Source organism: Microbacterium sp. NPDC060117 (genome assembly GCF_042729315.1).
GTDB lineage: Bacteria > Actinomycetota > Actinomycetes > Actinomycetales > Microbacteriaceae > Microbacterium.
Map to the genome: position 1 here is coordinate 665,852 of NZ_JBHWXR010000001.1, position 18,683 is coordinate 684,534.

21 protein-coding genes are annotated in these 18,683 nt (G+C 69.6%); 7 read left to right on the forward strand and 14 right to left on the reverse strand.

What is annotated here, in order from left to right:
- Positions 1-5 precede the first annotated feature (5 nt).
- A complete protein-coding gene (locus ACFWCK_RS02965; RefSeq protein WP_378804462.1) occupies positions 6-467 on the reverse strand; it encodes a hypothetical protein in 462 nt (153 codons plus the stop codon).
- A gap of 189 nt (positions 468-656) precedes the next feature.
- Between ACFWCK_RS02965 and ACFWCK_RS02970 the strand changes: the two genes are divergently transcribed.
- The 4 genes from ACFWCK_RS02970 to ACFWCK_RS02985 are packed head-to-tail and all read left to right on the forward strand — an operon-like array spanning position 657 to position 4,625.
- Positions 657-1,799 carry an ABC transporter substrate-binding protein gene (locus ACFWCK_RS02970; protein ID WP_378804463.1) on the forward strand — a complete coding sequence of 381 codons (1,143 nt, stop codon included), beginning with the start codon at positions 657-659 and terminating at the stop codon, positions 1,797-1,799.
- The gene (locus ACFWCK_RS02975) at positions 1,796-2,746 is read left to right on the forward strand and encodes an ABC transporter permease (RefSeq protein WP_378804464.1); all 951 of its coding nucleotides are present in this window, start codon (positions 1,796-1,798) and stop codon (positions 2,744-2,746) included. The genes ACFWCK_RS02970 and ACFWCK_RS02975 overlap by 4 nt, the downstream gene beginning before the upstream one ends.
- Positions 2,743-3,540 carry an ABC transporter permease gene (locus ACFWCK_RS02980; protein ID WP_378804465.1) on the forward strand — a complete coding sequence of 266 codons (798 nt, stop codon included), beginning with the start codon at positions 2,743-2,745 and terminating at the stop codon, positions 3,538-3,540. The genes ACFWCK_RS02975 and ACFWCK_RS02980 overlap by 4 nt, the downstream gene beginning before the upstream one ends.
- Entirely contained in the window at positions 3,537-4,625 is a 1,089-nt protein-coding gene (locus ACFWCK_RS02985) for an ABC transporter ATP-binding protein (RefSeq protein WP_378804466.1), read from the forward strand. Before ACFWCK_RS02980 ends, ACFWCK_RS02985 begins: the two co-directional genes overlap by 4 nt.
- On the opposite strand, the gene ACFWCK_RS02990 is transcribed toward ACFWCK_RS02985, so the two are convergent.
- The 12 genes from ACFWCK_RS02990 to ACFWCK_RS03045 form a co-directional block, all read right to left on the reverse strand.
- On the reverse strand, positions 4,622-5,638 hold the full coding sequence (locus ACFWCK_RS02990; RefSeq protein WP_378804467.1) for an alpha/beta hydrolase: 1,017 nt from the start codon (positions 5,636-5,638) through the stop codon (positions 4,622-4,624). The genes ACFWCK_RS02985 and ACFWCK_RS02990 overlap by 4 nt on opposite strands.
- A 143-nt stretch (positions 5,639-5,781) precedes the next feature.
- Complete coding sequence (locus ACFWCK_RS02995; RefSeq protein WP_233310200.1) at positions 5,782-8,247, reverse strand: bifunctional lysylphosphatidylglycerol flippase/synthetase MprF; 2,466 nt, start codon at positions 8,245-8,247, stop codon at positions 5,782-5,784.
- The gene (locus ACFWCK_RS03000; protein ID WP_233310198.1) at positions 8,244-9,545 is read right to left on the reverse strand and encodes an esterase family protein; all 1,302 of its coding nucleotides are present in this window, start codon (positions 9,543-9,545) and stop codon (positions 8,244-8,246) included. The genes ACFWCK_RS02995 and ACFWCK_RS03000 overlap by 4 nt, the downstream gene beginning before the upstream one ends.
- Before the next feature lie 166 nt (positions 9,546-9,711).
- On the reverse strand, positions 9,712-10,467 hold the full coding sequence (locus tag ACFWCK_RS03005; RefSeq protein WP_378804469.1) for an amino acid ABC transporter ATP-binding protein: 756 nt from the start codon (positions 10,465-10,467) through the stop codon (positions 9,712-9,714).
- Positions 10,464-11,255, reverse strand: a complete 792-nt coding sequence (locus tag ACFWCK_RS03010; RefSeq protein WP_233310195.1) for an amino acid ABC transporter permease — start codon at positions 11,253-11,255, stop codon at positions 10,464-10,466. The genes ACFWCK_RS03005 and ACFWCK_RS03010 overlap by 4 nt, the downstream gene beginning before the upstream one ends.
- A 20-nt stretch (positions 11,256-11,275) precedes the next feature.
- Positions 11,276-12,103 (reverse strand): transporter substrate-binding domain-containing protein, encoded by an 828-nt coding sequence (locus ACFWCK_RS03015; RefSeq protein WP_378804471.1) that lies wholly within the window; start codon positions 12,101-12,103, stop codon positions 11,276-11,278.
- A 243-nt stretch (positions 12,104-12,346) separates the two neighbouring features.
- Positions 12,347-12,649 (reverse strand): Dabb family protein, encoded by a 303-nt coding sequence (locus tag ACFWCK_RS03020; RefSeq protein ID WP_233310193.1) that lies wholly within the window; start codon positions 12,647-12,649, stop codon positions 12,347-12,349.
- On the reverse strand, positions 12,646-12,960 hold the full coding sequence (locus ACFWCK_RS03025; RefSeq protein ID WP_378804472.1) for a glutaredoxin family protein: 315 nt from the start codon (positions 12,958-12,960) through the stop codon (positions 12,646-12,648). The genes ACFWCK_RS03020 and ACFWCK_RS03025 overlap by 4 nt, the downstream gene beginning before the upstream one ends.
- Positions 12,957-13,259, reverse strand: a complete 303-nt coding sequence (locus ACFWCK_RS03030; protein WP_233310190.1) for a rhodanese-like domain-containing protein — start codon at positions 13,257-13,259, stop codon at positions 12,957-12,959. The genes ACFWCK_RS03025 and ACFWCK_RS03030 overlap by 4 nt, the downstream gene beginning before the upstream one ends.
- A 125-nt stretch (positions 13,260-13,384) precedes the next feature.
- Complete coding sequence (locus ACFWCK_RS03035; RefSeq protein ID WP_003792170.1) at positions 13,385-13,483, reverse strand: 30S ribosomal protein bS22; 99 nt, start codon at positions 13,481-13,483, stop codon at positions 13,385-13,387.
- Positions 13,484-13,642: 159 nt separating this feature from the next.
- Entirely contained in the window at positions 13,643-13,837 is a 195-nt protein-coding gene (locus tag ACFWCK_RS03040; protein ID WP_233310188.1) for a helix-turn-helix domain-containing protein, read from the reverse strand.
- A gap of 108 nt (positions 13,838-13,945) precedes the next feature.
- The gene (locus ACFWCK_RS03045; protein WP_378804473.1) at positions 13,946-14,896 is read right to left on the reverse strand and encodes a TetR/AcrR family transcriptional regulator; all 951 of its coding nucleotides are present in this window, start codon (positions 14,894-14,896) and stop codon (positions 13,946-13,948) included.
- An 82-nt stretch (positions 14,897-14,978) separates the two neighbouring features.
- On the opposite strand from ACFWCK_RS03045, the gene ACFWCK_RS03050 reads away from it, so the two are divergent.
- Together ACFWCK_RS03050 and ACFWCK_RS03055 are read left to right on the forward strand one after the other, a co-directional pair.
- Positions 14,979-15,875, forward strand: coding sequence for an ATP-binding cassette domain-containing protein (locus ACFWCK_RS03050; RefSeq protein ID WP_378804475.1), 897 nt, complete (start codon positions 14,979-14,981; stop codon positions 15,873-15,875).
- Positions 15,872-16,702: an ABC transporter permease gene (locus tag ACFWCK_RS03055; protein ID WP_378804476.1), complete on the forward strand. Its 831-nt coding sequence runs from the start codon at positions 15,872-15,874 to the stop codon at positions 16,700-16,702. Before ACFWCK_RS03050 ends, ACFWCK_RS03055 begins: the two co-directional genes overlap by 4 nt.
- A 38-nt stretch (positions 16,703-16,740) precedes the next feature.
- On the opposite strand, the gene ACFWCK_RS03060 is transcribed toward ACFWCK_RS03055, so the two are convergent.
- Entirely contained in the window at positions 16,741-17,163 is a 423-nt protein-coding gene (locus ACFWCK_RS03060; protein ID WP_233310184.1) for a helix-turn-helix transcriptional regulator, read from the reverse strand.
- 76 nt (positions 17,164-17,239) lie between these two features.
- On the opposite strand from ACFWCK_RS03060, the gene ACFWCK_RS03065 reads away from it, so the two are divergent.
- Complete coding sequence (locus tag ACFWCK_RS03065; protein ID WP_378804477.1) at positions 17,240-18,670, forward strand: TrkH family potassium uptake protein; 1,431 nt, start codon at positions 17,240-17,242, stop codon at positions 18,668-18,670.
- Positions 18,671-18,683: the final 13 nt, after the last annotated feature.

The window sequence follows — 18,683 nt, forward strand, 5'->3', positions numbered from 1 at the left end:
CCTGCTCAGACGTCGTCCGGATCCGACAGGTCCTCGACCGCGACCGGGGTGCGGCCGGCGAACATGACGCCCACGCCGTACTCGTCGCCGATCTCGAGACCGCACTCCGCGAAGCGCATCATCCACGTGCCGTCCTGCCAGACCACGGCCTCGGGTGCGCCGAACGGCGGCTCCTCCCCCGAGAGCCGCGCCAGGTCGACGTCCGACAACTCGCGGTGCGGCCCTGCCAGCTCGTCCACGAGGTAGCCGATCGCGGCCTCGGTGAGCGCCGCGAACTCCGTCACCACGCCCTGGGCCGTCTCCCGCGCCTCCGCGCTGGGCTCCTCGGCCGGATCCGCGATGATGCTCACGGTCCAGCCGCCGTCCCCGCCCTCGACGCCCGCGGTCCAGCAGGCGATGTCCTCCGGCGCGTCGATCCGGATCAGGGTGACGCCGTCGAGCTCGATGTCATCGGGAAGGGTGCTCATGCTCCGATCCAACCAGACCTCGCCGCTGCCACACAGCACGCGAGCCGTGCGATCGATCGGGATCCCGTCCGCCCTGGACCCGAATCGTTCACCCCGCATTCACCCCCGTCGGCCTCATCGGTAACTCCGCCGCCGTACATTCCCTCTCGACCCGACCCCGGCGGCAGCGCCGGACACCGAGAGGAAATCATGCTCATCAGCAACCGTCGTGCGCGCATCGGCGCCGGCATCGCGCTCGCGGCCAGCGCCGCGCTCCTGCTCTCCGCCTGCTCCGGATCCGCCTCCGCCGACCCGACGAGCTCTTCCGGAGGCGTCAAGGCCGCGACCGCCACCTCGCTCAAGGACTTCGGTTCCCTGGCCGACCTCGAGAAGGCCGCCGAGGCCGAGGGCAAGCTCAACGTCATCGCCCTCCCGCACGACTGGGCCAACTACGGCGAGATCCTCGCCGCCTTCACCAAGAAGTACCCGAAGATCACCGTGAACGAGGCCACTCCCGACGCGTCCAGCGCCGAGGAGATCCAGGCCGCCAAGACGAACGAGGGGCTGGACACGGCTCCCGACGTGTTCGACCTTGGCCTCACCGTGACCCTGCAGAACACCGACAAGTTCGCCGCCTACAAGGTGGAGAAGTGGGATGAGATCCCGGTCGAGCTGAAGGACAAGGACGGCCTGTTCACCGGCGACTACGGCGGGTACATGTCGATCGGCTACGACTCCTCGAAGTTCCCGGAGCCGAAGTCTCTGGCCGATCTGAAGAAGTCCGAGTACAAGGGCGCCGTGGCGCTGAACGGCGACCCGACCCAGGCCGGCGCCGCCTTCGCCGCGGTCGGACTCGCCACGGTGCAGTCGGGCGGCAAGCTCGATGACTACCAGAAGGGCATCGACTTCTTCGCCGACATGCAGAAGGCCGGGAACCTCCTCAAGGTGGACGTCACCACGGCGACCGTCGCGAGCGGTGAGACCCCCGTCGTCTTCGACTGGGACTACCTGAACGCCGCGCACGTCAAGGACAACAAGAACTGGAAGACCGTCGTCCTGCCCGGCACCGGCTACGCCGGCTACTACAACCAGGCGATCAACAAGGGGGCTCCGCACCCGGCCGCCGCGCGCCTGTGGCAGGAGTTCCTCTACAGCGACGAGGGTCAGAACCTCTGGCTCAAGGGCGGCGCCCGCCCCGTGCGCATGGACGCGATGACCAAGGCCGGCACCGTGGACAAGACGCTCGCCGCCGCCCTGCCCGCCGCCCCGAAGGAGACCGTCGTGCCGACCGAGGCGCAGAGCACCACCGCCGGCAAGCTCCTCGGCGAGAAGTGGGCTGCGGCCGTCCAGTGATCTCCGACACCGCTGCGGCACCCGCCGCATCCCGTGCCGGGTCGGAGCTTCGCGCTCCGGCCCGGCACGGGTCGTCCGGCAGGCACTGGACGGATCGGATCCGCGGCGGTCTCGCCGCCATCGGGCTCGTCCCCTTCGCCGCCTACCTGCTGATGTTCCTGGTGCTGCCGACCATCCTCGCCGTCGCGACGGGATTCTTCACCCGGGGCGGAGCCTTCACGTGGAACAACGTCTCCGCCCTGTGGGATCCGACCGTGATGCTCACCTTCGCGAACTCCGCCGGGCTCTCGCTGCTCACCGCCGCCATCGGCGCGGTGGTCGGCGCCCTCGTCTGCTACGCCCTGCTGGGTCTGCGGACCGACAGCGGAGTGCGCACGGTGGTCGACGCCGCGAGCGGCGTGCTGGCGCAGACCGGCGGGGTGATGCTCGCGTTCATGTTCATCGCCACCCTCGGGTTGCGCGGCGTGGTCACCGGACTGATGAAGGACGCGTTCGGCATCGACCTGTTCGCCCGGGGCCCGTGGATCTACGAGCTGCCCGGACTGATCCTGCCCTACCTCTACTTCCAGATCCCGCTGATGGTCATCACGTTCATGCCCGCCCTCTCGGCGCTGAAGCCGCAGTGGGCCGAGGCCAACGTCACGCTCGGCGGCACCCGCGCGAGCTTCTGGCTGCGCATCGGGATCCCGGTGCTCGCCCCAGCCTTCCTCGCCAGTTTCCTGCTGCTGTTCGCGAACGCGTTCTCCTCGTATGCGACCGCGGCCGCGCTCGCCAGTCAGGGCTCGCAGATCGTGCCGCTGCAGATCCGGGCCGCGCTCACGAGCGAGACGGTGCTGGGCCGGGAGAACCTCGCCGGCGCCCTCGCGCTCGGCATGATCGTGGTGGTGGGGATCGTCATGTGGCTGTACTCCCTCGTCCAGCGCCGAGCGGCGAGGTGGCAGGCATGAACCGGCTCGCCCCGGCGCCCCTCACCCGCTGGATCATCGGGATCCTGGTCGGGCTCTTCTTCCTCGTCCCGCTGGTCGCGACCCTCGCCTACACGTTCCGCGGCGAGGACGGCGGGTTCACGATGGCGCACTGGGCCGGTCTCGGCGACCCCGCGAAGGCCGCGGTCTACCAGCCGATCTGGACCGGGCTCGGCAACTCGCTGATCCTCGCGATCGTCACGGTGCTCATCGTGCTGCTCGTGCTCGCGCCGACCATGATCCTGGTGAACCTGCGGTTCCCGCGCCTGCGCCCGGTCTTCGAGTTCGTCGTGCTGCTGCCCATCTCGATCCCCGCGATCGTCCTCGTGGTCGGCCTCACCCCGATCTACCTGCAGATCGGCCGCGCGTTCGGCACGGGCGCCTGGACCCTCGCGTTCGCCTACGGCATCACCGTGCTGCCGTTCGCGTACCGCTCCATCCAGGCGTCGATCGACGCGGTCGACATGACCACCCTCGCCGAGGCCGCCCGCTCGCTCGGCGCCGGGTGGGGGACCGTCGTGCTGCGCGTGCTCGCGCCGAACCTGCGCCAGGGGCTGCTCGCCGCGTCCCTGCTGTCCATCGCGGTCGTACTCGGCGAGTTCACGATCGCCTCGCTGCTGAATCGCGATGTGCTGCAGACTGCGCTCGTCGTCGTGCAGAAGCAGGACGGCTGGGCGCCGGCGATGTTCGCCCTGATGGCGCTCACATTCAGCTTCCTCCTGCTCCTCATCATCGGACGGGCCGCCCGCGGCCGGTCCGGAAAGGCCGACTCATGAGCGACATCGCGCTCCCCCGCACCGCGGACAACTCCCTGCTCGCGGACCGGTCGGACGGGACACGGGTGCAGTTCGACGGCATCGTCAAGAGCTACGGGCGGACTCAGGTCCTGCACGGGATCGACCTCGACATCGCGCCCGGCGAGTTCGTCTCGCTGCTGGGTCCCTCCGGCTGCGGCAAGACCACGCTGCTGCGGGTACTCGCGGGCCTCGAGGACGCCGACGGCGGCGCCGTGCTGCTCGGTGGCAAGGACGTGTCCGGCGTCCCGACGAACAAGCGCGACCTGGGCATGGTGTTCCAGTCCTATTCGCTGTTCCCGCACCTGCGGGTGGTGGACAACACCGCGTTCGGGCTGCGCCGGCGCAGGGTCGCCACAGCCGAGGCCCGGCGGCGCGCGCTCGACGCGCTGGCGCTGGTCGGGCTCGACGCCCACGCCGACAAGTACCCGCACCAGCTCTCGGGCGGCCAGCAGCAGCGCGTGGCACTCGCCAGGGCACTCGTGACCGAGCCCCGCGTGCTGCTGCTGGACGAGCCGCTCTCGGCGCTGGATGCCAAGGTGCGCGTGCAGCTGCGCGACGAGATCCGTCGTCTGCAGCTCCGTCTGGGGATCACGACGGTGTTCGTCACGCACGACCAGGAGGAGGCGCTCAGCGTCTCCGATCGGATCGCCGTGATGAACGCGGGCCGGATCGATCAGATCGGCACGCCGGAGGAGCTGTACCTGCGGCCCGCCACGGCGCATGTCGCTTCGTTCGTCGGGCTCTCCAGCGTGGCGCGCGGCATCGCCAACGGCGCGACCGTGCGGGTGTGGGGCAGCGAGCTCCCGCTGCAGCTCCCGGCGACCGGCGAGGTCGACGTGCTGCTGCGCCCGGAGAACGTGCGCCTGGTCGAGCCCGCCGGGGCCGCCGTGACCGGAACGGTCGAGGAGAGCATGTTCCTCGGGAGCATGCGGCGCACGCTGGTGCGCACCGAGGACGGCCTGCTCGTGCGCGTGCAGCACACGGCGCGGATCCACCCGCAGTACGGCGACGTCGTGGGGCTCGCGGTCGATCCCGAGCCGGTGGCGGTGCGCCAGGCCGGCTAGCCCGCGGGCGGGGCGAGGCCGAGGTGCGGGAAGAGGGCGCCGAACGTCATCAGCAGCCCCTGGGGGAGGGACCCGACGTGGTCCTCCCCCGGGACCGTGAACACCTGCGTCTCGAACCCCGCCGCCTCCGCGATCTGCGCGGACAGCTGCACCTGGGCGGTGAAGAACGCGTCTTCGTCACCCGCCGCGAACAGCGCCACGTGCCCGCCGAATCTGCCGCTGTTCTGCACGGCCTCGGCGGCGGGTTTTGCGGCCTCGTAGGCGCTCTCGTCGCCGTCGAACACCTGCTGCAGCACCTCGTCCGGGAACTCGGTGCCCTGATACGACTCCCCCGCGATGCTCACGATGCTCCCCCACAGTCCGGGATCCTCGAGGCCCCAGTCCAGTGCGCAGCCGCCGCCGTTCGAGAACCCGGCGATCGTCCACGCCGCCGGGCTCGGCTGCAGCCTCAGGTGGCTGCGCGCCCAGTCCGGGATGTCCTTCGTGAAGTACGTCGCCACGCCCCCGTACGCGGCCGAGTCCACGCAGGCCGGGTTGGCGTCCTCGGATCCGAGCTGATCGGCGACGATCACGATCGGGGCGAGCCCGTGGTGCTCAGCGGCGAGCCGATCCATCGCGGCGGCGACGAACGACGGATCCGGATCCCCGGGCTGCCCCATCATGAACACCACCAGGGGCAGTTCGGGCGCATCGGGAACGAGTGCGGCCGGAGGCAGGTAGAGCGAGGCGTCCCGCGGCGCGAATCCAGCCGAGGACGGTATGCGCTCCGCCCCCGTGAGCGACGTCACCGACCCCTTCTCGGGCAGATCCGCGGGTGGCCTCCAGGTCGCGAAGAGAGGCCCCGCGGTACCGCCGGTCGCCGGCGGCATGGCGCCCGCCCCCGCCGCGTGCGGCGGAGGCGACGGCGACCACGGCCGCCCGACCACCCCGAGCAGGACGGCCAGCGCCGCCGCTGCCAGCAGGACGGCGAGCACAACGGCGCGGCGCCCGGCACGCGTCCTGGAAATCGGCATCCGCACTCGCCTCCTGACCCCGCGTCCGCCCATCGTAACCACCCCCGGCCGGAGCTCGTCGACACACGGGGAACACATGATCCGGACGCCTGAGGACGGGCTCTGGGCAGCGCCCATCGCGTCCGTCCTGCGACCGCGGAGACTCAGCCGGCGAGCGACCGGGCCAGCGCCATGTACTCGGCCGGCGACGCGTTCGGCAGATACGCGCGGCCGATCGCGAGACCGATCGCGGGCAGCTGTCCGTTGTCGGCGTAGAACAGGTGCATCGGGCGGTACTCGGGGTTGAACTTGCCCTTGTACCGCAGCAGTGAGGCGAAGCCGTACGCAGGCTCGAGCACCCGGCTCAGCCAGCCCAGCAGCCGCGTGATGTCGGGGTCCGCGTCGACGTCGCCGCCGTCCACCGTCTGCGCCAGCGGCGCGCCCGACAGGCTCATGACCGCGAGTCCCTGCTCCTTCATGTGCAGCGCCGCCGAGGCGATCGCGAACTCCATCACTCCGGGCATCGCGCCGTCGGCGCGACGCATGAAGTCGAGCGTGCGTCCGATGAGCTCGCCCTCGCGCCACACGGGCATCCAGCTTGTCACCGCCTGCAGCTCCCCCTCGGGGCCGATCGCGAGCAGGATCTCGACATCCGGATCCCTGAGCTCCTCCATACCGCCGAGGGTGAAGCGCATCTCCGGCAGCGCCTTCTCCGCGATCCACTGCTCGCTGAGGGCGTCCAGCTGGGCGACCAGGCCGGCGGGCAGCTGCTCCCAGGTGGTCCAGAGCGTGGTGAGCCCGTCGCGCTGGCCGCGGTTGTACGGCTGGCGCACCTTGGTCCACACCTTGCCCGTGAGCTCGAACCGCTCGAGCGGCACGACGGTCTCCTCTGCCACCGAGATGCTCTTCCAGCCGAGGTCGCGGAAGGCGGGGGCGAACTCCTCGTGCGTGCTGTAGAAGACGGGTGTCCAGGCGTTCGCGTCGCAGAAGTCCAGGAAACCGCGGATGGTCTGGACGGTGTCGCCGGCGGTGCAGACCGGATCCCCCACGGCGATCGCGATGTCGTTCACGACTCGGTAGGCCACCGCACCGCGGCCGTCCGCCGTGAACCAGTGCTCGTTGCCCTCCCACGTGCCCATGAACCCGAGCGTGCCGCCGTCGGTGGTGCGCAACTGGGTGCGGAAGCGCTCCGCGTGGTCCGCCGTCCTGCGCGACCGGCCGAGCAGGAGCCCGATCATGGCGACCGCGAAGACGAGCCAGAACAGCGCTCCCACATCGCGGTGCAGCGCGAGCGCGATACCGGTGAGCGGAGTGCGCCCGCCCGGGTGGCCGATGATGGTGGGCAGGAAGCGGCGCAGCGTGGTGGCCAGGGCGGACCAGAACGACGGCGAGTGCGAGACGGCCGACACCAGGATCATGTTCGTGGTGGCCAGCACGACGAACGCGATCCCGATCGTCAGCGAGAACCGCCGCACCGCCCGGCGCGAGGCGCGCACCGCGAACCGGCGATGGGTGATCGCGAGCAGGATGCACATCCCGACCGGGATGAGGATCGCCAGCACCGAGAAGCCGGGGAACTGACGGTCGATCTCGACCACATCGGTCGGCTCCTTGAGCGAGTGCGCGGCCACGCTGAGCCCCGTGAGCAGCGCCATCACGGCGTTCACGCCGATCGCGAGGAACCAGGCGGCGCGGCGTCCCGCGCGCAGACCCCATGCGGCGATGAGGCTGAGCAGGAGCGGCACCAGGCTCATCAGCACGACGCCGGTGCCGGCGGCGACCGCCGTGCTCACCCCGGCGACGCAGTGCGCGGACGCGTTGTTCTGGGCGCAGGCGTCGGTGATCCCGGAGATGTCCACGCCGCGCAGTCCCGCCACGACCGGTGCCAGTGGCCCGATGCCCACGCCGGTGAGCAGCACGATCAGCGGGCCGAGGCCCGTGACGGCCACCATCGCCGCGATGAGGGTCCTGGTCTCGTGATAGGAGCTGCGATACCACGCGGGCCGGGGCCGGCCGCTCGTGAGGATCACGCCCAGCACGAGGCCCGTGAGTCCGGCCAGCAGACGGTACACGCTGTCCGCGTCGCCGCCGTAGAGCGTGTAGGTGACCAGCAGCGAAAGGCCGAGCAGGCGGATGCGGCGCCGGTACAGCGCAGGGGCGAAGGCGCTGCCCGCCATGATCGCCCCCAGGATGCCGATCGAGGGGTCGAGCACGGCGCCGCGGGCGTCGACGCGCGCCCACACCTGCCCCCACGACCAGGCCAGCGACTGGATGCCCAGGCCGAGCAGGCTGCCGAGCACGCCGGTCACGAGGAACGCCCCGACGGCGCGCCAGGTGCCCATCAACCGTTCCGCGTAGGCCAGCAGCGTGAGTGCGAGCAGCACGGCCAGCAGCAGCCCGCCCCAGGAGTCCGGCACGAGCAGCGCGGTCAGCGGTGTCCACCACTCGCGCTCGCGCCCGAACGCGAGCGGGCTGAGCCCCACTCCGACGGGGCGATGCCCCCGCAGCGTGCCGAGCGCGAGCCCGCTGACCAGCAGCAGGATGCTCAGTCCCACGGCGAACGGATGCCGGCGCGCGTAGCGCCCTGCCCGGCGGGCCACGCCCATGGTCGTCTCACGCCAGGCGGTCATCGGGACAGCCCCAGGTGCGGATACAGCACGTCGAACGCCTTCTCCAGGCCCCCTCGCAACCCCGGACCGGTGTGGGTGGCGTTCGGCACGAGGTAGTAGGTCGTGGTGAACCCGGCTGCTTCGGCGAGGCCCGCCGACACCTTGTTCGCGGGTCCGTACTTCTTGTCGAGCGCTCCGGCCGCGAAGATCGCGTAGTGCCCGTCGTAGGCGCCGGGGTGCTCGGCGAGGATCGCCTGCGGCTTGTTCGCGTCGAACGCGGCCTGGTCACCGCGGAACACCTTCTCCACCGACTTCGGATCACCGAAGCCCGACCACGGCTCACCGGACGCGGTGGCGATGTTGCCCCAGATGTCGGGGTGCCGAGCACCGTAGATGAACGCGCACGCGCCGCCGTTGGAGTATCCCGAGATCGTCCAGTGCTTCGGATCCGGCAGCACGCGGAGGTGGCCGCGGATCCAGTTCGGGATGTCGGTGTTGAAGTACGTCTCGACGCCGCCGTAGGCCGCCGAATCGATGCAGCCCGGGTTCTGGTTCTGCGCGCCCAGCTGGTCGGCGATGATCACGATCGGCGCGAGGCCGTCGTGCTTCGCTGCGAACTCGTTCATCACATCGACCATGGGATGCGGGTTGGGGTACCCGGGCAGCCCCATCATGAAGACCACGACGGGCAGCGCGGGCGGATCCTTCACCAGCGCGGCCGGCGGCAGGTAGATGGTCGCGTTGCGGGGCTTGAAGCCGGCGGTGGAGCGTGGCGCGTTGTCGCCGCTCAGGGTCCCGAACCGGCCGCGCTCGGGCATGTCGGCAGGAGCCTTCCAGGTGTCCACGAGCGAGGCGGGCGGATCCTGGCCGGGCTTCAGCGGAGGCGCGAAATGATCCAGGGGACCGAGCGTGTTGACGCCGAGGATGTCGCCGAGGGTGCGGTCGAGCCCGAACGCCTGGTTGATGCCGATGCCCATCGACAGCACGGAGGCGATCACGGTGAGGATCGCGACGGCCTTGCGCCACCACCGCGAATCCCACAGGCTCACGATCGACAGCCCGATCGTCGCGAAGCCTGCGATCGTCCACCACTTGACCGCCGCGGGCAGCGGCAGTTCGAACGCGTTGGTGGCATCCGACCATGCGGCGAGACCCCAGCCGATCGCCGCGCCGACCACGAGGCCGATGAGCGCGCGCACCACCCATCCGCGACGCAGCGGACGCAGCAGCAGCGCGATCACGCCGGCGACGGCGATCCCCCAGACGATCCACGGGACAGGACCGTCGGCGAGATTCAGCTCCAGCAACCAGCGCGGCATGAAGGGCGTGCTCCGTTTCCCGCCTCCGGACGGGGCGACGACCCATCGTATCCGGGCGGGCTCAGCGCTCCCCGTGCCCGCGCTCTGACCGAGCTTGGAGAAGGCTATGAGACGCGCCGGGGACGAATAAGTCCCCGGCGCGTCTCAGGTCGTCCGACTCACGTGCTCAGAGCACGCGCGCGAGGAAGTCCCTCGTGCGCTGGTGCTGCGGGTTGGCGAGCATCTCGCGGGGGTCGCCCTCCTCGAGGATGTGCCCGCCGTCCATGAAGATCAGGCGGGAGCCGACCTCCCGGGCGAAGCCCATCTCGTGCGTGACCACCATCATCGTCATGCCCTCGTCGGCGAGCGTCCGCATGACCTGCAGCACCTCGCCCACGAGCTCGGGGTCGAGCGCCGACGTGGGCTCGTCGAAGAGCATCATGTCCGGGTTCATGCAGAGCGACCGCGCGATGGCGACACGCTGCTGCTGACCGCCGGAGAGATGGCTCGGGTAGGCGTCGGCCTTGTGCGCCATGCCCACCCGCTCCAGCATCGCCTTGGCGACCTTCTCCGCCTCGGCCTTGCCGCGCTTCTTCACCTGGCGCTGCGCGAGGGTGAGGTTGCCCAGCACCGACATGTGCGGGAACAGGTTGAAGCTCTGGAACACCATGCCGATGCGGGCGCGCACCCGGTCGAGGTCGATGTCGGGATCCGTGATGTCGATGCCCTCGATCACGATCTTCCCGCCGGTCGGCTCCTCCAGCATGTTCACCGAGCGCAGCAGCGTCGACTTGCCGGATCCCGAGGGTCCGATCACGCAGACCACTTCGCCCGCCTGCACGGTCAGGTCGATGCCCTTGAGCACCTCGTTGTCGCCGTAGTGCTTGACGAGGCCCTGGATGTCGATCGCGGGCGCGTTCAGGTTGATCAGGTCGGTGCTCATCGTTCCTTCGCCATCCGTCGCTCGAGCCAGGCCGTCAGCCGCGTCAGCGGGAGCGTCACGATCAGGTACAGCAGCGCCGCCATCACCAGCGGCGTGGCGTTCGCATAGGTGGACAGACCGTTGCGGGCGAACGTCGTCAGCTCATAGGTGAACGGGGTCGCGCCGATGACGAAGAAGAGCGACGTGTCCTTCAACAGCAGCACGAACTCGTTCGTGAGCGGCGGGATGATGATGCGGAAGCCCTGCGGCAGCACGATGAAGAACATGGTGCGCGACGACGACATGCCCAGCGACCGCGCCGCCTCCGTCTGCCCCTTCGGCACCGCTTGGATCCCCGCGCGGATCGTCTCCGCCATGTATGCCGACGACACCACGATGAGACCGAGCACCGCGGCACCCACCGGTGCTCCCGGGATCGTGACCTTCGTCGCGATCGGAAGCATGATCCCGAAGCCGAAGATCGTGATCAGTGCAGGGATCCCTCGGAAGAACTCGATCCACACGGTGGCCGCCCACCGGAACGGCGGGATGTCGCTCAGCTTCATCAGGGCGAGCACGATCGCGAGGATCAAGCCGCCGAAGAACGAGTAGATCGTGAAGAGAATGGTGTTCTTCAGGCCGACGGTGATGATCCCGGGCAGCAGCTTCAACGCGACCTCGGGGTTCGCGAACTGCTTCAGGACCGTCGGCCAATCGGTGGCGACCACCGCCCACAGGATGAGGGCGATGATCACCGCATAGACGGTGTAGTGATAGACCCGCGTGCGGGTCCGCTTCTTCAGAGCCATCGGCGTTGATCAGACCCCGGTCACTGCGCCGCGGCGAAGTACTTGTCGTAGATCTTCTTGTACTCGCCGTTGTCCTTGAGCGCCTTCAGCTGCTCGTTGATCGCCTTGCGCAGTGCCTCGTTCTTGCCCTTCGCGAACGCGAAGCCGTACTGCTCGTCGGTCTTGTAGGTCTCGACGACCTTGTAGGACGGGTCGTCCTTCTCGTGCTGCAGGTTGACCGGCAGATCCTGCAGGATCGCGTCGATCTGCCCGCCCTGGAGGGCCGGCCACAGCACACCGTCGTCGGAGAACTGCACGAGGTTGGCGCCCTTGGCGTGCTCCTTCGCGTAGTTCTCACCGGTGGTGCCCTGCTGCACACCGACGTTCTTTCCAGAGAGCCCGTTGATGTCCTTGATGCCGGAGCTGGTCTTCACGAGCAGCGACTGCAGCGAGTCGTAGTAGCCATCGGAGAAGTCGATGTTCTTCTTGCGGTCGTCGGTGATCGTCATGGCCGAGGCGCCCATGTCGCACTGCCCGGCGAGCAGCGCGGTGCCCGACTGCAGCGTGTCGAAGTTGGTGACCTGGAACTGGGTCTTCAGGCCCAGCTTGTCGCCGATGGCGGTGAGCAGGTCGACGTCGAAGCCGGTGTACTTGCCGGATCCGGCGGTCTCCTCGTACTCGAAGGGCTTGTAGGGGATGTCCGAGCACACGGTGAGCGTGCCCGCGGTGATCAGACCGTAGTCCGTGCCACCGGCAGCGGCAGATCCGCTCGCGGTGGGCGTGGCGCCGCCGCCGGAGCACCCGGCGAGGGTGAGGGTGGCGACCGCCGCGAGGGCGAGTCCGTAGGCGATCTTCGAGCGACGGTGCATGGTTCGACTCCTGTGTCGAGGACGCGGGCGTCCTGGTGCGGGTTGCCCATTATCTTGACACGGTGCGGTTACCGCCGTGTAACAGCACAGGGCCCGCGGGTGTCTCGGTTCGGTATCGGCCTCCGCGCTGCCGCGGATTCTCGCGGTTCCCGCCTTCGCTGGAGGCCGCAGAACGTCTGAGATCCGAGACGATGATGGGAACAACCGATCGAAGGCGTCGGTTCCGCCTGCGACTCGCGCCTTTCAGATCTCGAAGTCGACGGCCGAGCGCCCACCCGATACCGAGCGCACGTAGCCCACGACCTCCTGGTGCGCGGGATGGACCTGGTACGCGTCCAGGCCCGCCGCATCGTCGAAGTCGGCGATCAGGGTCACGTCCCAGTTGCCGTCGATCGCAAGCGCATTCACGCCCGTGGTGAGCGCGCGGATCGACGGCACGACGCCGACGAGCCCTTCCAGCCGCGCGGCGACGCCGGCGGCATGCTCCGCACGCTCGGCGGGATCCGTCGCCGCCATCTTCCAGGTCACCACATGGCGCAGCGTCATGGCTTCTCTCCCTCTGCCGCGTCCGCGGCTCGTCCCTTGTCTTCCGCTCCTCCGGCCTTCTCGGCGAGTGCTTCGCGCAGCCGTTCCGGCGAGATGCGCCAGTGGCCGTGCAGCTCGCCGTCGATGAGGAGCACGGGGATCTTCTCCCAGTACTTCTCGTAGAGGGCCGGGTCGTCCAGGATCGACAGCTCGGTGATCTCCATGTCCTCGGCGAGCGCATCAGGCAGCTCGGCGACGACCGCGTCGACCACGTCCGATGCCACGTCGCACAGGTGGCAGTCGGGCTTGCCGATCAGGGTGAGTGCGATCACGGTGCAGGGGTCTCGATCGCGCGCCCATCCGCGATCCATTCGGCGGTGCCGCCCTCCACATTCGTGGCGTCGTAGCCGCGGGCCTCGAGCGCCTCCACGACGCGCGCCGAGCGACCGCCGAGCTGGCAGATCACGTCGAACGCGCCGTCCGGAAGCTCGTGCAGCAGGTCGCCGAGTTCGGACATCGGAAGGTTCACCGCGCCGGGCACGTGCCCCGAGGCGAACTCGCTCCTCTCGCGCACGTCGATGAGAGGCGTCTCGGTGCGCTCGGCCAGCTGGGCGACGGTGATCGTCTTCATGGATCCGATTCTTCCAGACGTCGGACGCCCGGGCGCGCCGGACGGGTGCCCCGTGGAATGCACGAAGCGCCCCGACGATCGCGAGATCGGGGGCGCTCAGTGACTTGCGCGTTGCGCGCGGCCGCTTACTTCTTGTTGCGGCGCTGGTGGCGAGTCTTGCGAAGCAGCTTGCGGTGCTTCTTCTTCGCCATGCGCTTGCGGCGCTTCTTGATGACAGAACCCACGGAAACCTCACTAAGTCAGGGGCTGGGCGTCGCACACGGACGACGACCGGGATCGGGGCATGGAAAAATGCCTCGCAACAGTCTAGCGCATGGCACCACCCGCGCTGACGCGCGAACCCAGCGGCCGCTCCAGGTCGGTCCGCATGGAGGTGAGCGCGCTCAGCCGACGTCGGCGATCGGCGTCTGCAGAGCCGCTGTGACGGCGGACTCCGGCACGCGATAGCTGCGTCCGAAGCGGATCGCCGGCAGATCCCCGGCGTGCACCAGCCGGTACACCGTCATCTTGGACACGCGCATGATCGCCGCCACCTCGGCGACGGTCAGGAACTTGACGTCCGGCAACTGCTCGGGCATCCCCATCTACCCCCTCACCCCTCGCGCGACCTGCGCGGCGGGATGCGACAACTGTAGGGGCTGGTGGCGACGCGTGTAAACCCATGTGAACGCTGTGACGGAGGATGCTCAGACCGCCGCAGACTTGGCCAGGCGCTCCGCCGCATCCTTGCGCACCTGGCGCGCGTTCTTCTGCGCCGCCCGCAGCGCCTTCTCGGCATCGCGCACGCTCTTCGCCGCCGCGCGCACGCGCTTGTCGGCAGCGAGCGCCGGATCCTCGGGGACGAACGCGGGAGGAGTCCGAGGATCGCCCGGCCGCGCGGTGGCGAGACGATCGATGTGCGCGGCGATCCCGTCCAGGACGCGCTCGATGCCGAACACCATGGGGTCTCTGTCGCCGTCGATCGCTCCCGCCTCGAGCGCGGCACGCGCATGGGGATAGGCGTCCGCATCGATCAGGGCCCGGAACAGGGCCGCCTCCTGCGCGCCGACCTGTGCGAGCGTCCGCCCGGTCGCTCGCGCCGCCTCCGCATAGCCGGCCGACACGGTGCCGAACCACCGGGCCTGCCCCATGACCGCGAGCATCGCCCCCATCCGCTCGTCCTGATCGAGCGGAGTCTCGGCGAAGGCCGCGAGGTACGCGTCCATCCAGGCCGCCGTCCCGGGCGTGACCGGGGTACCGCTGATGGGCAGGCTGAGCAGCCAGGGATGCCGGAGATAGACGTCGAGATGCGCGCGGTACAGCCGCGCGGCCTCCTCCCGCCACCCCCGTTCCGCGGCACCGGATTCCGGGAGCGGCGGGAGCCCCGACGCCTCCTCCTGCATGAGCAGCAGAAGGTCGTCCTTCGCCGTGACATAGCGGTACAGCGACATCGGGGTGAAGCCGAGCGCCTTCGCCACGGCCGCCATCGACACGGCACCGAGACCCTCGCCGTCCGCGAGCGCGACGGCCGCCTCGACGATGCGCTCGACGCTCATCTCGCGCTTGGGCCCGCGTTGCGGGCTGGCCGCCATCCCCCAGGCCAGCGCGATGCCGCGCGGCAGATCGGGCAGCTCGGCGGGATCCGGTTCTTCGGTCATGACTCCAGAATAGGACTGTTTACGATATAAACAGTGCGTTACTGTCATAAACAGTTTCATCCGTACACAGAAAGGAACGGCGATGACCACGGCCATCGAAGTCGCAGGACTCACCAAGCAGTACCGCGGCACCCCCGTGCTGAGGGGCGTCGACCTCACGGCCGAGCAAGGCGAGATCGTCGCGCTGCTCGGTTCCAACGGCGCCGGCAAGACCACGACGATCTCGATCCTCACCACGCTGACCCGTGCCGATTCCGGCACCGCGGTCGTCGCCGGCTGCGACGTGCGCCGCGATCCCGGGGGCGTGCGGCAGCGGATCTCGCTCACCGGCCAGTCCGCCGCGGTCGACGACGCGCTCACCGGCGTGGAGAACCTGGTGATGCTCAGCCGACTCTCCGGTCTGAGCCCGCGCGCCGCCCGCCGCCGCGCGGACGAGCTGCTCGGGCAGTTCGCGCTCGCCGATGCGGCAGGACGCAAGGTCAAGACCTATTCGGGCGGCATGCGCCGTCGACTGGACCTCGCCCTCAGCTTCGTCGTCACGCCGCAGGTGCTCTTCCTCGATGAGCCCACGACCGGCGTTGATCCGCGCAGTCGCCTGGACCTCTGGGAGGTCATCCGGGGTCTCGCCGACGCGGGCACCACCGTCTTCCTCACCACCCAGTACCTCGAGGAGGCCGATCAGCTCGCGGATCGCATCGCCGTGCTGCACGAGGGGCTCATCGTCCGCACCGGCACCGCGCCGGCGCTGAAGGCGCAGTTCGGCAGCGACGTGCTCGTCGCGGAGGACGCCGACGGATCCCCTCTCGCGGAGATCGCCACCGACGGCTCGATCGACGGCATCCGCCGCGCCCTGGACGAGCTCGAGGCCGCGCATCCGGCCGCCCGCGTGCAGCTGCGCCGCCCCACGCTCGACGACGTCTTCCTCACCCTGACCGCGACCGGCGACGCCGACCGCACATCCATCCGGGAGTTCGCATGACCGCTCTGTCCGCCCCTGTCGCCCCGCGCCCGCTCGCGCCGGTCCCGTCGCCCCGTTCGGGGATCCGCCCTCGCCTGCGGGGCTTCGCCGCCGAACGCGTGTTCGTCCGCCGCAGCCTGATCCTGTCCCTTCGCGACGGCGAGACCCTCTCGATGTCGATCATGCTGCCGGTGACGCTCATGCTGCTGTTCACCTTCGTGTTCGGCGGAGCGATCGAGAACGACGGCAGTTACGTCGACTACGTCGTGCCGGGGATCATCCTGCTGTGCGCCGGCTTCGGCGCCGCATCGACCGCGACGTACGTGTCGCGCGACATGTCCACGGGGATCATCGACCGGATCCGCACCATGCCGCTGCGACCGGGATCCGTGCTCACCGGTCACGTCGTCGCGAGCCTGGTCCGCAACCTGGTCTCCACGGCCGTCGTGTTCGGCGTCGCTCTGCTGCTCGGCTTCCGTCCGAGCGCGGGCGCTCTGCAGTGGGTCGCCGCGTTCGGCGTGATCGCCGTCTACATCCTGGTGATCACGTACCTCTACGCGGCCATCGGCCTCGCCGCGGGCAGCCCGGAGGCCGCGGCGGGGTACGGGTTCATCCTGATGTTCGTGCCATATCTGTCCAGCGCGTTCGTCCCGGTGCACACGATGCCGACCTGGCTGCAGTGGGTGGCGGAGAACCAGCCCATCACGCCGATCATCGAGACGATCCGGGGGTTGCTCATGGGCACTCCCCTGCACCTCCAGCCCTACTGGGCGCTGGGCTGGTGCGCGCTCATCCTGGCGATCTCCGTGCTGTGGGGTCGCTGGCTGTTCGGCCGGGCTCGGCGCTGAGCCTCGTCGGCTCCTTCCGCGCGACGTGCGTGCGGCGCTCAGGCTCCGAGGCGCTTGAGCGCCGTCTGCACGACGTGCTTCGCGCTGGCGGCGGCCCGGCCGACGACCTCGGCCGCGTGCGCAGCGCCGTCCGGCAGCGGCGGAACCCCGATGACGCCGGAGATGTCGGGGGCCGAGTCGCCATAGGCGTCGGCGAGGAACGGGACAAGCCAGTCGTCGACCTGTTCCAGCGGCGCGGCCTCGATGCTGTAGAAGCGCCGCTGGCCGTCTTCGCGCACCGTGACGAGCTCCGCCTCGCGCAGCACCTTGAGGTGCTTCGAGACGGTGGGCTGGCTGATCCCCAGCTCGCTGACGATCTGCGTCACGCTGGTGCCGGCATCCCCTTCCTCTGACCGCTGGCGCAGGAGCTGCAGGATGTCCCGTCTCGTGCCGTCGGCGATCACGTCGAAGATGTCGGTCATGCCTTCACAGTAGCCGCGCCACGGGCGGAGTACCATGACGAAGGCTTGGCGGACGGAGGATCGGAGGGGCTCGACCATGGCGCGCACCGCTGCCCCGCGATCCTTCTCCGAGATCGTCCGACGCACCATCCGTCTCGGCAAGACATTGACGACATCGTCGCCCTCGCGGTTCGCGATCGTCGTGTTCTCGGCGCTCATCCTGATCACGACCGCGCTGCTCTCGCTGCCGATCGCGAGCGCCGACCGCACGGTGACCCCGCTCGCCGATGCCCTGTTCACGGCCGTCTCCACGATCTGCGTCACCGGGCTGTCCACCGTCGACATGTCTACGCACTGGTCGGGCTTCGGGCTCGGCGTGATCTTCGTGGGCGTCAACATCGGCGGTCTCGGCGTGCTGACCCTCGCGAGCGTGATGGGCCTGGCGATCTCGAAGCGACTCGGGCTGCGCGCCAAGCTCATCGCAGCGGGCGACACCAACCCGATGCGCGCGCACGGCGGCCCCGTGAACGAGAGCCAGACCGTGCGTCTCGGCGAGGTCGGATCCCTGCTGCGCACCGTGGCCATCTCGGCGTTCGCCATCGAGGCCGGACTGATCGTACTGCTCTACCCGGCACTGCTGACGGCGGGGGTGGATCCCGTCACCGCCCTCTGGGAGGCGCCGTTCTACGCGGCGATGGCGTTCACGAACACCGGCTTCACCCCGAACCCGGGAGGGCTCGCGCCGTTCGCGCAGAACTACTACGTGCTCAGCGTGCTCATGCTCGGCGTGTTCCTGGGCAGCCTCGGCTTCCCCGTCATCTACACGCTCGCCCGGCAGCGCTGGCACGTGCGGCGCTGGTCGCTGCACGCCAAGCTCACGGTGCTCACCACGATCCTGCTGTTCGTGGTGGGAGCCGCGGTCTTCCTGCTGCTCGAGTTCGACAATCCGAAGACGTTCGGATCCATGGACGCCGGCGACACCACGTTCCAGGCCTTCTTCCTGTCCGCGATGACGCGCTCGGGCGGCTTCAGCGTGGTGAACATGGGGGATCTGAACGGATCGTCGATGCTCGCCGCGTCGATGCTCATGTTCGTCGGCGGCGGCTCCGCGTCCACCGCCGGCGGCATCAAGGTCACCACGCTCGCCGTGCTCGCCCTGGCCGTGATCAGCGAGGCCAAGGGGCGCCCCGCCGTGCAGGCGTTCGGGCGCCGGATCCCCTCGGACGTGCAGCGCGTCGCGCTCAGCGTCGTGGCGTGGGGCGCCACCACCGTCGCGCTCTCCACGATCGCGATCAGCCAGATCACGAAGTACCCCGTCGAGGAGGTGCTCTTCGACGTGGTCTCGGCCTTCGGCACCGTGGGCCTGTCGACGGGCGTCACCGAGAGGCTCCCGGACGCGGCGACGTACATCCTCGCCGCGACGATCTTCATGGGCCGCGTCGGCACCGTCACCCTCGCGGCCGCCGTGGCGGCGACGTCGCGCACTCAGCTGTACTCGCTGCCCGTGGAGCGGCCGATCGTCGGCTGACCGCGGGCTCGGC